This window comes from Nocardiopsis aegyptia, assembly GCF_013410755.1.
GTDB classification, from domain to species: domain Bacteria; phylum Actinomycetota; class Actinomycetes; order Streptosporangiales; family Streptosporangiaceae; genus Nocardiopsis; species Nocardiopsis aegyptia.
On sequence record NZ_JACCFS010000001.1, the window covers coordinates 4,060,457 to 4,074,753 of the forward strand.

A 14,297-nucleotide genomic window follows, 5' to 3' on the forward strand; every position below is an offset into this window, starting at 1 on the left:
CGAGAAGGTGGAAGCACGTGGCTGATGAGAAGGAACTGCGCGAGTACCTGCGGAAGGCTGTGGCGGATGCGCGGGAGGCGCGTCGGCGGTTGAGTGAGGTGGAGGGTTCGGCTCGGGAGCCGATCGCTGTGGTGGGGATGGCGTGTCGGTTCCCTGGTGGTGTCGAGGGGCCGGATGGTCTGTGGCGGTTGGTGGAGGGTGAGCGGGAGGCGGTGGGGCCGTTTCCGGAGAACCGGGGTTGGGATCTGGAGGGGTTGTTCGATCCTGATCCTGATGCGTTGGGGAAGTCGTATGTGGATCGGGGCGGGTTCCTGTATGACGCGGATCGGTTCGATCCGGAGTTCTTCGGGATGTCGCCGCGTGAGGCGTTGGCGGCTGATCCGCAGCAGCGGTTGTTGTTGGAGACGGTGTGGGAGGCGTTGGAGGACGCGGGTATTCCGGCTCCGTCGTTGCGGGGGTCGCGAACCGGCGTCTACGCCGGAGTCGGGTTCCAGGGTTACGGAGCGCTGAGTTTCGCCGATCTCCCCGCCGAGGTGGAGGGGTACTTCGGCAACGGCGGTTCCAGCGCCATCGCGGTCGGCCGGGTGGCGTACACGTTCGGGTTCGAGGGTCCGGCGGTGGCGGTGGACACGGCGTGTTCGTCGTCGTTGGTGACGTTGCACATGGCGGTGAACGCGCTGCGCCAGGGCGAGTGCGATCTGGCGCTGGCCGGCGGCGCGACCGTCATGTCCACTCCGTTGTCGTTCGTGGAGTTCTGTCGTCAGCGCGCGTTGTCGGTGGACGGGCGGTGCCGTCCGTTCTCGGCCGGCGCGGACGGCACCGTGTGGTCCGAGGGCGTCGGTCTGCTGCTGGTGGAGCGTCTGTCGGACGCGCGTCGTCTGGGGCACCGGGTGCTGGCGCTGGTCCGGGGCAGCGCGGTGAACCAGGACGGGGCGTCGAACGGGCTCACCGCTCCCAACGGCCCCTCCCAGGAGCGGGTGATCCGTGAGGCGCTGGGCAACGCGGGGTTGTCGGCGGCGGATGTGGACGTGGTGGAGGCGCACGGGACCGGGACTCGGTTGGGCGATCCGATCGAGGCGCAGGCGCTGTTGGCGACCTACGGGCAGGGCCGCCCCGAGGATCGCCCGCTCTACCTCGGTTCCCTGAAGTCGAACATCGGCCACAGTGTGGCGGCCGCGGGTGTGGGCGGCGTGATCAAGATGGTGCAGGCGATGCGCCATGAGCTGATGCCGCGGAGCCTGCACGCGGAGGAGCCCACCCCGTTCGTGGACTGGGACGCGGGCCGGGCGCGACTGCTGGACCGCGCCCGTCCCTGGCTGCGCGGGGAGCGCCCCCGACGCGCGGGTGTGTCCTCCTTCGGTATCGGCGGCACCAACGCCCACGCGGTCCTGGAGGAGGCACCGGTGTCCACGGCGACGGCCGAGCGGCCGGAGTCCGCGACGCTCACGGGGGACGGAACCGGAGCGGAGCCGCTGCCGCAGCTGCCGTGGGTGGTGTCCGCCCGGTCAGAGAGCGCGTTGCGCGGCCAGGCGGAGCGGCTGGCCGCGCATGTGCGGGCGCGTGCCGATCTGTCCCCTTCCGATGTGGGTGTGTCGTTGGCTGTGCATCGGGCGGGGTTGGAGTTTCGGGCCGCGGTGTGGGGTGGTGACCGTGGTGAGTTGTTGGCGGGGTTGGAGGCGTTGGGTCAGGGCCGTGAGGTGCCCCATGTGGTGGTGGGTGGTCGTTCGCGGGTGCGGCGTTCGGCGTTTCTGTTCACGGGTCAGGGTTCGCAGCGGTTGGGGATGGGCCGTGAGTTGTACGGGTCGGTTCCGGTGTTCGCGCGGGCGTTGGACGAGGTGTGTGCGCGGATGGACGGGTTGTTGGATCGTCCGTTGAGGGAGGTGTTGTTCGCCGAGGAGGGGTCCGAGGCGGCGGGGTTGTTGGATCAGACGGTGTTCACCCAGTGCGCGTTGTTCGCGGTGGAGGTGGCGCTGTTCCGGTTGGTGGAGTCGTGGGGTGTGCGGCCTGATTTCCTGCTGGGTCATTCGGTGGGTGAGGTGGTGGCGGCGCATGTGTCGGGTGTGTTGGATCTGCCGAACGCGGTGGCGTTGGTGGTGGCGCGTGGGCGGTTGATGCAGGCGGCTCGTGGTGGTGGGGCGATGGTGGCTCTGCAGGCGGGTGAGGCCGAGGTGGTGGCGTCGTTGGAGGGGCGCGGGGCTTCGGTGTCGGTGGCGGGTGTGAACGGTCCGGAGTCGGTGGTGGTCTCGGGTGATGCGGATGCGGTGGGGGAGGTGGGGGAGCTGTGGCGTGGTCGTGGGCGTCGTGTGAAGCGGTTGGTGGTGAGTCATGCGTTCCATTCGGCGCATATGGACGGTGTGTTGTCGGAGTTCCGCACCATCGTCGCCGGACTCGAGTTCGGTGCTCCGACCGTCCCTGTCGTGTCGAACGTGACCGGTGTGGAGGCGACCCGGGAGCAGTTGTCCTCTCCGGACTACTGGGCCGAGCATGTGCGCGGTGCGGTGCGGTTCATGGACGGGGTGCGGTTCCTGGAGTCGCAGGGGGTCACCGACTTCGTGGAGCTGGGTCCGGACGGTGTGCTGTCGGCGCTGGTGCCGGGGTGCCTGGTCGGGGATGGTGCGGGGTCGTTGGTGCCATTGCTGCGGCGGGGGCGTGCGGAGGCGGCCTCGGTCGCCGGGGCGCTGGGTGAGTTCTTCGTCCGTGGTGTGGGGGTGGATTGGGCTCGGGTGTTCGTGGGTGGGTCTCGGGTGGATTTGCCGACGTATGCGTTCGAGCGTCGGCGGTTCTGGTTGGGGGAACGCCACCGGCAGGCGGACACGGCCGCGTTGGGTCTGAGTGCGACGGGTCATCCGTTGCTGGGGGCGGGGGTGGAGGTCGCCGGCGGTGGTGAGGTGCTGTTCACCGGCCGGTTGTCGCTGCGCACGCATCCGTGGTTGGCGGATTACCGGGTGTCGGGGCGTGTGGTGGTGCCCGGTGCGGTGCTGGTGGAGTCGGTGGTGCGCGCGGGGGACGAGTTCGGGGCTTCGGTCCTGGAGGAGTTGACCGTCACGGAGCCGTTGGTGCTGCCCGAGCGGGGCGGTGTGCTGGTGCAGGTGCGCGTGGGCGAGGCCGATGAGGCGGGTTCGCGTGCGGTGACGGTGCACTCGCGGGCCGAGTCCCGCGACTCCACCGACTGGACCCTCACCGCCCGGGGCGTTCTGGGCGGCGGCACGGGCGCATGGACGCCGTTGGAGGGCGAGTCCACCGCGATCCGACTGACCGAGGACCTGGAACCCGACGCGGCCGGGTACGGCATCCACCCCGTCCTGCTCGACTCGGCGGTGCACGCCTTCGCCCCGGACACCGCCGCCGGAACCGTCGCCGTGCCCACACGGTGGACTGACGTCCGCCTGCACGCGGCCGGAGCCACCGCCGCCAGGGTCACCTCGGCTCCCGTCGGCGAGGACTCCGTCCGGATCGACCTCGTCGACGAGGACGACGGACTCGTCGCCGGCATCGGATCCCTCACGTGGGAGGCCGTTCCGGAGGAGCGGCTCCTGCCCGGGCACGTTCCCGGCGGGGGGATGCTGGCGCGTGTCGACCAGGTGCCGTTCACCGGGACCGGCCGGGCGGGGCAGCGTACCTGGGCCGCTGTCGGCGGACGGGTTCCCGGAGCGGCGGACCACCCCGACCTGGCGGCCGTCGCCGGGGCGGCGCGGGACGGGGCTCCCGTCGACGCCGTCCTCGTCCGCTGGGCGGTGGAGGACCGCGGTGACCCGGTGGCGACCGTCCACCATGAGATCGCACGGGCCCGGGGGCTGGTGCGGGAGTTCCTGTCGCACGAGCCCTTGGACGGGACCCGGATGGTCGTCTGCTTCGAGCCGGCCGCCGGAACGGAGTCCGCGGCCGACCTCGCGTCGGCCTCCGTGCGCGGTCTGCTGCGTTCGGCCCAGGCCGAGTCCCCCGGCCGGCTGCTCCTCGTCGACACCGACACCCCGGCGCCCGACCTGGACCTGGTGTCCGCCCTCCTCGACAGCGGCGAGACCGAGGCGGCCGTGCGTGCCGACGGTGCCGTGGTCCCCCGGCTCCGACGGGTGCGCACCGACTCCGCCTCCGGGTCTGGTTTTGGTGGGGGGACGGTGGTGGTGACGGGTGCGACGGGTGTGCTGGGTGGTGTGGTGGCTCGGCATGTGGTGGCGGAGCACGGTGTGCGGCATGTGTTGTTGTTGAGTCGGCGTGGGTGGGATGCGCCGGGTGCTGGTGAGTTGTGTGCGCAGTTGTCGGCTCTGGGGGCGGAGCCGGAGTTGGTGGCGTGTGATGTGGCTGATCGTGGTGCGTTGGCCGCGGTGTTGGGGGCGGTGCCGGGTGATCGTCCGGTGTCGGCGGTGGTGCATACGGCTGGTGTGGTCGATGACGGGACGTTGTCGGCGTTGTCGTGGGAGCAGTTCGAGCGTGTGTTGGCGCCGAAGGTGGATGCGGCGTGGAATCTGCATGAGTTGACGCGGGGTCTGGATCTGTCGGCGTTCGTTCTGTATTCGTCGTTGGCGGGTGTGTTGGGGAACGCGGGTCAGGCGAACTATGCGGCGGGTAATGCGTTTCTGGACGCGTTGGCGGTGCGTCGTCGGGCGGAGGGGTTGCCCGCGACCTCCCTGGCCTGGGGGCCCTGGGCCTCGGACGAGGACGCCCAGCGATCGGGCACCTCCGCTCCACGGCACGGATGGCCCGACCCGCTCACCCGTGAGGAGAGCACCGGCCCCCTCGACGCCGCGCTCTGCCGGGACGACGCCGTCCTGGCCGTCGTCAGGGTCAACCGGTCCGCGGCCGACGACGAGGGGACGCCGCCGCTCCTGGGGAACCTGGCCGCGACCGTGCGCCGCAGGATCGTCCGGGGTGAGTCCCCGCAGGTCCGGACGCTCGGTGAGCGCCTGTCGGAGATGACCGAGGACGAGCGGCGCCAGGAGCTTCTCGACCTCATCAGGACGGAGATCGCCGGAGTCCTCGGCCGGAACGGGCCGCAGAGCGTGCCCGAGGACCAGGAGTTCCACGAACTGGGCTTCGACTCCCTGACCGCCCTCGAACTCAGGACGCGGGTCGACTCCGTCACCGGGCTCTCGCTTCCGGCGACCCTCGTCTTCGACTACCCCACGCCGGCCTCCTTCGCGGCCTACCTCGTCAAGCGGCTCGCACCGCAGGAGACGGCCGAGACCGGTTCGGTGATGGAACGGCTGGAGCGCGTGGACACCCTGCTGGTGTCCGATCCGCCGACCGAGCACGAACGCCAGGCGGTTCGCCGCCGACTGCGGACCATGCTGACCCGGCTCGGCACCGGCGACCAGGAGGAGGAGTCCTCCCAGGAGATCTCCTCCGCCTCGGTCGAGGAGATCTTCGACTTCATCGACACCGAACTCGGCCGCTCCGCGGACTGACGGTACCGACCGCACCACCTTTCGGACTCTCAAGGACAGGGGATTCCCATGGCTGACGCCGAGAAGCTCGTCGACTACCTCAAGTGGGTCACCGAGGACCTGCGCAAGGCGCGCCGACGGATCGAGGAGCTGGAGGCGCACGATGACGAACCCATCGCCATCGTGGGGATGGCGTGCAGGTACCCGGGCGGTGTCGAGGACGCCGACTCCCTCTGGGACCTGGTCGCCGACGGGGTCGACGCCATCACGGAGTTCCCGCCGGACCGGGGATGGGACCCCGAGGAGCTGGCCAGGTGGACCACGACCCGCGAGTCCGGGTTCCTCGCCGACGCGGCCGGTTTCGACGCCGCGTTCTTCGGGATCTCCCCGCGCGAGGCCCTGGCCATGGACCCCCAGCAGCGCGTTCTGCTGGAGACGGCGTGGGAGGCGGTCGAGCACGCGAGGATCGACCCCACCTCCCTGCGTGGCAGCTCGACCGGGGTCTTCGTCGGTGTGGTGGAGGAGAGCTACCTGGGGCTCAACGCGCCGGAGGAGCTTCAGGGCTACCTCATGACGGGCAAGCTCGGCAGCGTCGCCTCGGGACGGGTCTCCTACACGCTCGGCCTGGAGGGTCCGGCCGTCTCCCTGGACACGGCGTGCTCGTCATCGCTGGTGGCCCTGCACCTGGCGGCCCAGTCGCTGCGTGCGGGCGAATGCGATCTGGCGCTGGCCGGGGGCGTGACCGTCAACGCGGATCCGGGCGGGTTCATCGACTTCGCCCGCCAGGGCGGGCTGGCACCGGACGGCCGCTGCAAGTCGTTCTCGGCGGCGGCGGACGGCACGTCGTGGTCGGAGGGCGCGGGGCTCCTCGTGGTGGAGCGTCTGTCGGACGCGCGTCGTCTGGGGCACCGGGTGCTGGCGCTGGTCCGGGGCAGCGCGGTGAACCAGGACGGGGCATCGAACGGGCTCACCGCTCCCAACGGCCCCTCCCAGGAGCGGGTGATCCGCAAGGCGTTGGAGAACGCGGGGTTGTCGGCGGCGGATGTGGACGTGGTGGAGGCGCATGGAACGGGCACCCGGCTGGGTGACCCGATCGAGGCGCAGGCGCTGCTGGCGACCTACGGGCAGGGCCGGCCGGAGGACCGCCCGCTCTACCTCGGTTCCCTGAAGTCGAACATCGGCCACAGTGTGGCGGCCGCGGGTGTGGGCGGCGTGATCAAGATGGTGCAGGCGATGCGCCACGGGCAGATGCCGCGGAGCCTGTACGCGGAGGAGCCCACCCCGTTCGTGGAGTGGGACTCCGGGCGCGTCGAGTTGCTGGACCGGGCCCGTCCCTGGCCGCGTGAGGAGCGCCCCCGCCGCGCGGGCGTGTCCTCCTTCGGAGTCAGCGGCACCAACGCCCACGTGATCGTGGAGGAGGCGCCTCCGGAGGAGGTCGTCCCCGTGGAGCGTGAGGAGCCGGACGACCAGCCGGCCGTGGTCACCGATCCCTCTGCTGTGGCGTGGGTGGTGTCGGCTCGTTCTGAGGGTGGTTTGCGTGGTCAGGCGGGTCGGTTGGCGGGGTTTGTGCGGGGGGGTGGGGGTGTTTCTGTTTCTGATGTGGGTTTTTCGTTGGTGTCTTCGCGTGCGGTGATGCCGGTGCGGGGTGTGGTGGTGGGTTCTGGTCGGGGTGAGTTGTTGGAGGGGTTGGAGGGTGTGGTGTCCGGGGGTGGGGGTCCGGGTGTGGTGTGGGGTTCGCAGGGTGTGTCGGGTGTTCCTGGTGTGGTTTTTGTTTTTCCGGGTCAGGGGCATCAGTGGGTGGGGATGGCGGTGGAGTTGTGGGATTCTTCGCCGGTTTTTGCTGCTCGGATGGCGGAGTGTGGTCGTGCGTTGTCGGGGTGGGTGGATTGGGATTTGGAGGATGTGGTTCGGGGGGTGGGGGGTGCGCCGGGTTTGGATCGGGTGGATGTGGTGCAGCCGGTGTTGTTTTCGGTGATGGTGTCGTTGGCTGCGTTGTGGCGTTCGTGTGGTGTGGTGCCGTCTGCGGTGGTGGGGCATTCGCAGGGGGAGATTGCGGCGGCGTGTGTGGCGGGGGCGTTGTCGTTGGAGGATGCGGCGCGTGTGGTGGCGGTGCGTTCTCGGGTGTTGCGGGGGTTGTCGGGGCGTGGGGGGATGGTGGTGGTGGGTGCGTCTCGGGGTGAGGTTGAGGGGTTTTTGGAGGGGTGGTCTGGTCGTTTGTGGGTGGGGGTGGTGAATGGGCCTGGTTCGGTGGTGGTGTCGGGTGAGTTGGGGGCGTTGGAGGAGTTTGTTGGGTGGTGTGAGGGGGGTGGTGTGAGGTGTTGGCGGTTGGATGTGGATTATGCGTCGCATTCGCCGTTGGTGGATGAGGTGTCGGGTGAGTTGTTGGGTTTGTTGGAGGGGGTTGTTCCTTCGGCGTCGGAGGTTCCTTTTGTTTCGGGTTTGGTGGGTGGTGTTGTTGAGGGTGAGGAGTTGGGTGCTGGTTATTGGGTGAGGGGTTTGCGGGAGCCGGTGTTGTTCGAGGATGCGGTGCGGTGTGTGTTGGGGGGTGGTTCTTCGGTTTTTGTGGAGGTGTCTGGTCATCCGATGTTGGGGGTGGGGGTGGAGCAGACGGGTGGTGTGTGTGGTGTTGATGTGGGGTTTGTGGGGTCGTTGCGTCGTGGTGAGGGGGGTTGGGGTCGGTTTTTGTTGTCGTTGGGTGAGGTGTTTGTTCGTGGTGTGGGGGTGGATTGGGCTCGGGTGTTCGTGGGTGGGTCTCGGGTGGATTTGCCGACGTATGCGTTCGAGCGTCGGCGGTTCTGGTTGGGGGAACGCCACCGACAGGCGGACACGGCCGCGTTGGGTCTGAGTGCGACGGGTCATCCGTTGCTGGGGGCGGGGGTGGAGGTCGCCGGCGGTGGTGAGGTGCTGTTCACCGGCCGGTTGTCGCTGCGCACGCATCCGTGGTTGGCGGATTACCGGGTGTCGGGGCGTGTGGTGGTGCCCGGTGCGGTGCTGGTGGAGTCGGTGGTGCGCGCGGGGGACGAGTTCGGGGCTTCGGTCCTGGAGGAGTTGACCGTCACGGAGCCGTTGGTGCTGCCCGAGCGGGGCGGTGTGCTGGTGCAGGTGCGCGTGGGCGAGGCCGATGAGGCGGGTTCGCGTGCGGTGACGGTGCACTCGCGGGCCGAGTCCCGCGACTCCACCGACTGGACCCTCACCGCGTCGGCCACCGTGGGCGTCGCTGCTCCCGAACCGGTCCCCGACCTCGTCGAATGGCCGCCTTCCGGGGCGGTCCCCGTCGAGCCGGCCGATCCGGACGAGGAGGAGGGCGGCTCCACTCCCCGGGTCCGTACCTGGACCGAGGGGAAGGACCTCTTCGTCGAGGCCGACCTCCCCTCCGGCCTGCACGAGGACGCCGCCTCCTACGTCCTGCACCCGGTGCTGCTCGAAGCGGTGCGCCGGGCGGCGGCCGAGGCCGAGGCCGACGAGGCCACCGGTGGTGCCGCCCCCTCCGCCGCGGAGTGGGCGGGGGTCCGGCTCATCGCCTCCGGAGCGGTCGCGGTGCGCGCCCGCCTCACATGGACGGACGGAGGCCTGTCCGCCGTACTCCACGACAGGGCGGGCGGACCCGTGGCCGTGGTGGGCTCACTGCCGACCCTCCTCCCCGCGGACGAACGCACGGCACGCCGGAACCCGCGCGGCCACGACGCGCTCTTCTCCCTCGACTGGTCCCCCCGCCCCCTTCCCTCAGGAGGGCGGACACCGCGCTGGGGGCTGCTGCCGGCCCCGGCCGGGGCCGCGGGGAGCCTGCCGGGACTCCCGGACGCCGAACCCTTCACCGATGTCGCTCGGATCGTCGCCGGAGGTGCGGTACCGGAGACCGTCCTCCTGCCCGTGCCCCCGGCCGACGGCACCGGGACGGCCGACCGTGTGCGGGCGCTGGTCCACGGCACCCTCGACGTCCTGCGGTCCTGGCTCGCCGAGGACGCGCTCGCCGACTCCCGGCTGGTGGTGGTGACCAGCGGAGCCGTGGGCGACACCGTCACCGACCCCGGCGCGGCCGCGGTCTGGGGCCTGCTGCGCTCGGCCCAGTCCGAGGCGCCCGAACGCTTCGTCCTGGTCGACACGGACGGCGGTCCCGCCTCGGCCGAGGCCCTGCCCGCCGCCGTGGCCACCGGGGAGCCGCAGATCCTGCTCCGCTCGGGCGCGGCCCGCGTGCCCAGGGTCGGACAGGTTGGCTCGGGCGCCGGCCGCGCACCGGAGCCCGCGTCCTGGGACTCCCGCGGGACGGTCCTGGTCACCGGTGGAACCGGCGCCCTGGGAGCCCTGGTCGCACGGCACCTGGTCGCCGAGCACGGGGTGGAGCGCCTGCTGCTGCTCAGCAGGCGCGGTGAGCAGGCCCCGGAGTCCGCCGCCCTGCGCGCGGAACTGGAGGCGATGGGCGGATCCGTGGACATCGCCGCCTGCGACGTCGCCGACCGGGAGTCCCTGGCGACAGCACTCGCCCGGATCCCGGAGGGGCACCCGCTGACCGGTGTGGTGCACACCGCCGGAGTCCTCGACGACGGTGTCCTGACCGGCCTGACCCCGGAGCAGGTGGACCGCGTCCTGCGTCCGAAGGTGGACGCGGCCTGGAACCTGCACGAGCTCACCCTGGACGCCGACCTGACGGCGTTCGTGCTGTTCTCGTCCATCGCGGGCGTGATCGGCGGCCCCGGCCAAGCCAACTACGCCGCCGCCAACGCCTTCCTGGACTCCCTGGCCCGGTACAGGTCCGACCAGGGCCTGCCGGCGACGTCGCTGGCGTGGGGCCTGTGGAAGCAGGAGACGGGCATGACCGGGCACCTGGGAGAGGTCGACCTCAACCGCATCGCACGCGCCGGCTTCCGCCCCGTCCTCCCCGGGGACGGCACGGCCATGCTCGACGCGGCGCTCGCGCTGGGCGAGCCCGCCCTCGTGGCCGCCCCCATGGACCTCTCGGTGCTGCGCGAGCACCCCGACCGGATTCCGCTCGTCCTCACCGGTCTGGCGCGGCGCACCGTCCGCCCCGCGGCGCGCAACGCCGACTCCGGGCGCAGGCGGCTGGCCGCACTCCTCCACGGGAGGGCGGAGCACGAACAGCTCCGGATCGTCCTCGACGCCGTCCGGACCGAGGTGGCCGAGGTCCTCGGCCATACCGATCCGGGCGCCCTGGCCTCCTCGTCGCCCTTCCCCGAGCTGGGCTTCGACTCGCTGACGTCCGTCGAACTGCGCAACCGGCTGGAATCGGCCACCGGGCTGCGGCTGGCTCCCACCGTCGTCTTCGACCATCCCACGCCGAGCGACCTGGCCGCCTACCTGCGCACCCGGCTGGTGGAGACCTCCTCCCGGGCGGACGGGCCATCGCGCTCGGCGGTCGACTTCGCCGCCGAGATCCACCTGCCCGACGACATCCGGCCGTCGGGAGAGGCCGTCCCCGTGGACGAGGAGCCGCGGGAGGTCCTGCTGACCGGTGCGACGGGATTCCTGGGCGCGTTCCTGCTCCGCGACCTGATGCGGAGCACCCGGGCCCGGATCCACTGCCTGGTGCGGGGCGACGACGAGGCCGGCGCGTCGGAACGGCTGCGCGAGAACCTGCGGTGGTACCGCGTCTGGGACGAGATCGACCCCGACCGGTTGAAGGTGGTCCCCGGAGACCTCGCCGCCCCGCTCCTGGGCCTGGGCGAGGAGCGTTTCGACGCCCTGTCCGCCACCGTGGACGCGATCTACCACGCGGGGGCCTCGGTCAACTGGCTCCTCCCCTACGGCGAACTGCGCGCGGTCAACGTCGGCGGGGTCAGGGAGGTCCTGCGGCTCGCCACCCGCCACCGGGCCGTCCCCGTGCACCACGTCTCCACCACCGGTGTGTTCTCACCCGAGGCGGCACCCGACGCGGGGGCCCAGGCGCTCCCGGCCGTCAAGACCACCGACCGTACGGGGCCGGGAGAGGCGCTGCCCACCGGCTACGTCCAGAGCAAGTGGGTCGCCGAACAGGTCATCGGCCTGGCCAGGGAGCGCGGGGTGCCGGTCTCCGTCTACCGCGTCGACGTGATCTCGGGCGACGAGGTCAACGGCGCCTGCCAGACCCGGGACTTCGTCTGGCTGAGCCTGCGCGGGCTCCTCCAGGCGGAGTGCGTGCCGAGCTCCCTGACCGGCGAGGTCCACCTGACACCCGTCGACTACGTCGGCGCGGCCATCGTGCACCTGTCCCGCGACCCCCGGTCCCGCGGCCGCGACTTCCACCTGTACAACCCGGCCGGTGTGGGCTTCGCGGAACTCGTCCGCCGCCTGGGCGAGCGCGGATACCGGCTGGAGGAGTTGGACCGCGGACCGTGGAGGGAGCGTGTCCGCGCGGACCGGGGCAACGCGATGAACCCGCTGCTGGACTCCTTCGAGCTGCTCGCGATGGACTCCGCCGTCCGCTTTCCGGGATTCGACACCTCCGAGACCGACGAGCTGCTGGCGGCGGTCGGACTCCGGTGCCCGGAGCCGACCACGGACCTCATCGACACGTACGTGGACTTCTTCGTCGAGACCGGCTACTTCCCGCCGGTTCCGGAGCCGGGGGCCTGAAGCCGCGGGCCCCGCACGCATCGCACAGGAAAGGACGGACATGGAGAGAACGTGGTTTCGCAGGCTCGCGCCGCCCGTGGACGGCGGCGTCCGCCTCATCTGCTTCCCGCACGCGGGGGGAGCGTCCAGCTACTACGTCCCACTCGCCCGCCGCCTCGCCGACACCGCGGGCATCGACGTGGCGGGAGTGCAGTACCCCGGTAGGCAGGACCGCAGGTCCGAACCGGGGGTGGGCGACATCGTCGACCTGGCCGGGATGGTCGCCCGTGCCCTCGCCGCGGAGGAGTCCGACCGTCCCTTCGCCTTCTTCGGGCACAGCATGGGTGCGCTGGTCGCCTACGAGACCGCCCGGCACCTGGTGCGTCGCGGGTCGCCCCTGCCCGTGCGGCTGTTCGTGTCCGGGCGCGCCGCTCCGGGGGTCGGGCCGACGGTCGCCGATCAGCACACGGACGAGGAGGAACTGGTCGCGCACGTGCGCGACCTCGGCGGCACGGCCGAGGCGGTCTTCGACGATCCCGACCTGCGCGCCATGGTCATGCCCGCCCTGCGGTCCGACTACCGTGCGCTGCGCACCTACGCGTGGACGCCCGGGGAGCCCCTGGACGTGCCGATGACGATGCTGGTCGGCAGGGCCGACCCGGTGGCGCCGGTGGAGCTGGTGCGCGCCTGGAACGGGCACAGCGCACGGCCGGCTCGGATGGAGGTCTTCGAGGGAGGCCACTTCTTCATCGACGGGGCCCTGTCGGAGGTGGCCGAACTGGTCGCCGAGGACCTGAAGGCCCTGCTCCCCGTGCGCGCCGGCGGGACGGAGAGCACCGTATGAGCGAGGAGATCCTGGCGGACGTGCGCGAGTTCACGGCCAGGCATCTGGTGCCCCGACAGGCCTACCTCGACTCCTTGGAGACCGCGCCACTACCGATCTACCAGGAGTTCGCCCGGACGGGAGCGGCCAACTGGTGGCTGCCCAAGGAGTACGGCGGTCGGGGGCTCTCGCTCGTGGACGGCGTCGACATCACCAGCGAGCTGTCCTACGGTGACGCGGGAGCCGCCTTCACCCTGTTCATCTCGATCCTCGGCACCACGATGGTCGAGTTGTACGGCTCCGACGAACTCAAGGAGCGCTGCCTCGCACCGATGGGGGAGCGGGGATCGTTCTGCGCGACGCTGGGCAGTGAGATGGCGGCCGGGAGCGAACTGGCCAACATCGAGACCACGGTGACGCGGGACGGGAACGAACTGGTCGTCACCGGGGAGAAGTACTTCTCCACCAACGCCGGGTTCGCGGACTTCCTCGTCGTCATCGCCCGATCGTCCACGGACCCGGACTCCTACGGGGCGATCGTCGTGCCTCGTGACACGCCGGGGGTCCATGTCGTCAAGCGCTGGGACATGATCGGACTCCGTTCCTCCGGCACCTACCAGGTGAGCCTGCGCGAGTGCCGGGTGCCCGTGGGCAACGCGCTGGCCGGCCCGGGGCTGCGCCTGTTGGAGATCGGGCTCAACGCGAGCCGGATCCTGATCGCGACCACGGCCCTCGGGATCTCCCGGCGGATCCGGGACCTGTGCCTGGAGTACGCCCGTGACAAGAGGCTGAGAGGGGCGCCGCTGGCCGCCAACCCCGTGTTCGCCGCGAAACTCGGGCAGATGGAGATGCAGATCGACGTCATGCGCAGCCACTGCCGAGCCGCGGCACGCGAGTTCGACGAGATCAGGGAGTCCCCCGACGCGGCGGCACGTCTGGCCCGCCAGGGCACGGTCAAACAGGCGGTGACCGCCAAGATGTTCTGCGGTCAGGCGGGATGGCAGGTGGTCGACAGCGGTTCGCAGATGTTCGGTGGTCTGGGATACACGCAGGAGTCACCGATCGGAAAGCTCATGCGCGATATGCGTTATATCTCGATAGTCGAGGGCGGTGACGACGTGTTGCGGGAACTCGTGTACAAGCGATATGTCGTGCCGGGTGGCCGCAGAACCTGAGTGTTTCTCGCGTATTTCGGCCGTGTGGTGGCCGGATCTGGACCGTGTGCAAATATATGCGCACGGTCCTTTGCTTCTCCTTGTGATTGACTGCTTGCTTTATGTGATGCTTAATTCATGTTCTCGCCTGCTGGACGTGCAGGTCAGGCGCGTTCGACTTGATTCCGCGGGGCGCGTGTGGCTCTTGGTGACGCACGTTCGGCCCAGCGTGCGCACTTCGAGGGGTCGGGTGTCGCCGTTGGTGTGCTTGCGTATTAGGACGAGAAAGGTCTATAAACTTATGTGATGGGCACTAACGGTGTGGCCCCCTGAACGCGGTCTGACAATGATCTTGACGGAGGTGGAACGGCGCGTTCGTCTTCGTGTTCCATT

The 14,297-nt window shown here is 70.5% G+C and carries 4 protein-coding genes; all 4 read left to right on the top strand.

Annotated features, from left to right (window positions below; genetic code table 11):
- Positions 1-17: 17 nt before the first annotated feature.
- Genes HNR10_RS18230 through HNR10_RS18245 form a run of 4 tightly spaced genes read left to right on the top strand, consistent with a single transcriptional unit; the run spans position 18 to position 13,925 of the window.
- Positions 18-5,402 carry a type I polyketide synthase gene (locus HNR10_RS18230; RefSeq protein WP_218897838.1) on the top strand — a complete coding sequence of 1,795 codons (5,385 nt, stop codon included), beginning with the start codon at positions 18-20 and terminating at the stop codon, positions 5,400-5,402.
- 48 nt (positions 5,403-5,450) lie between these two features.
- Complete coding sequence (locus tag HNR10_RS18235; RefSeq protein WP_179825152.1) at positions 5,451-11,948, top strand: type I polyketide synthase; 6,498 nt, start codon at positions 5,451-5,453, stop codon at positions 11,946-11,948.
- A gap of 40 nt (positions 11,949-11,988) precedes the next feature.
- A complete protein-coding gene (locus tag HNR10_RS18240; protein WP_179825153.1) occupies positions 11,989-12,771 on the top strand; it encodes a thioesterase II family protein in 783 nt (260 codons plus the stop codon).
- A complete protein-coding gene (locus tag HNR10_RS18245) occupies positions 12,768-13,925 on the top strand; it encodes an acyl-CoA dehydrogenase family protein (RefSeq protein ID WP_179825156.1) in 1,158 nt (385 codons plus the stop codon). Before HNR10_RS18240 ends, HNR10_RS18245 begins: the two co-directional genes overlap by 4 nt.
- Positions 13,926-14,297 lie beyond the last annotated feature (372 nt).

Coding starts and splice junctions, on each gene's coding strand:
- HNR10_RS18235 (WP_179825152.1), top strand. CDS start 5,451: ATGGCTGACGCCGAGAAGCTCGTCGACTACCTCAAGTGGGTCACCGAG.
- HNR10_RS18240 (WP_179825153.1), top strand. CDS start 11,989: ATGGAGAGAACGTGGTTTCGCAGGCTCGCGCCGCCCGTGGACGGCGGC.
- HNR10_RS18245 (WP_179825156.1), top strand. CDS start 12,768: ATGAGCGAGGAGATCCTGGCGGACGTGCGCGAGTTCACGGCCAGGCAT.